Here is a 1053-nt window from a genome sequence, read left to right as displayed (position 1 = left end):
AAGTGACGGTTTTAACCTTGTATCCGAAAAAGGAACTGTTTTCAATAAATTGATTATCCCATCTTGTTATCCAAAAATGTACTCTATTCATAGAAAAGATTTACATCAATTGCTACTTTCTGAACTACAAGAAGATACTGTCGAATGGAGAAAAGAATGTGTAAAAATAGAATGAAATGAGGAAGACGCCTTAAAAATAGTATTTCAAGATGGTAGTGAAGCATTTGGCAATATACTGATTTCTGCCGATGGTATTCATTCTGTCGTTCGAAAACAAGTAACACAAAGGGATAATTATCGTTATGCAGGATATACGTGTTGGCGTGGCATAACTCCTACTAATAATCTTTCTTTAACAAATGATTTTATTGAAACTTGGGGAACGAACGGTAGATTTGGTATCGTCCCTCTTCCCAACAACGAAGTATACTGGTATGCGCTCATAAACGCGAAAGCTAGAGATCCAAAATACAAAGCTTACACAACAGAAGATTTATATAATCATTTCAAATCTTACCACAATCCCATACCATCTATTTTGCATAATGCATCGGACGTTCATATGATTCATCGCGATATTGTAGACATTATGCCAATGAATCAGTTTTTTGAAAAACGCATCGTTTTTATTGGGGATGCTGCCCATGCACTTACTCCGAATTTAGGCCAAGGTGCTTGCCAAGCAATTGAAGATGCGATTATTTTGGCTGAATGCATCAAAAATAATGCCCATTATCGTCAAGCATTTATAGAATACGAACAAAAAAGACGAGATAGAATTGAAAAAATCTCAAACACTGCGTGGACAGTTGGAAAAATGGCGCAAATAGAAAGTAAACCTTTAACTATAGTAAGAAATGAAGTAATGAAACGTATTCCAAAATGGATTTCTGAAAGGCAAGCACATGAACTATATAACTTTCATTTATAATAATAATAAGAAACAGCATTCTCTATCCTTCTTTCAATTACATTAAACTTAATCATGAAGTAAGATTTTATTTGAGATTATCTATTAAACAGATATAATTGTTTGTGTTAGGAGTAGATTAT

General features: G+C 33.3%; 1 pseudogene. It reads left to right on the top strand.

Annotated features, from left to right (window positions below):
* Positions 1-187: 187 nt before the first annotated feature.
* Positions 188-931: pseudogene (locus RCF13_RS05315) on the top strand (FAD-dependent monooxygenase); the annotation flags it as partial.
* Positions 932-1053: the final 122 nt, after the last annotated feature.

This window comes from Stenotrophomonas maltophilia group sp. RNC7, assembly GCF_030910085.1.
Classification (GTDB): Bacteria; Pseudomonadota; Gammaproteobacteria; order Xanthomonadales; family Xanthomonadaceae; genus Stenotrophomonas; species Stenotrophomonas sepilia.
The sequence above is the reverse complement of the archived record's forward strand: the minus strand, read 5'-3'. Positions and strand labels throughout refer to the sequence as shown.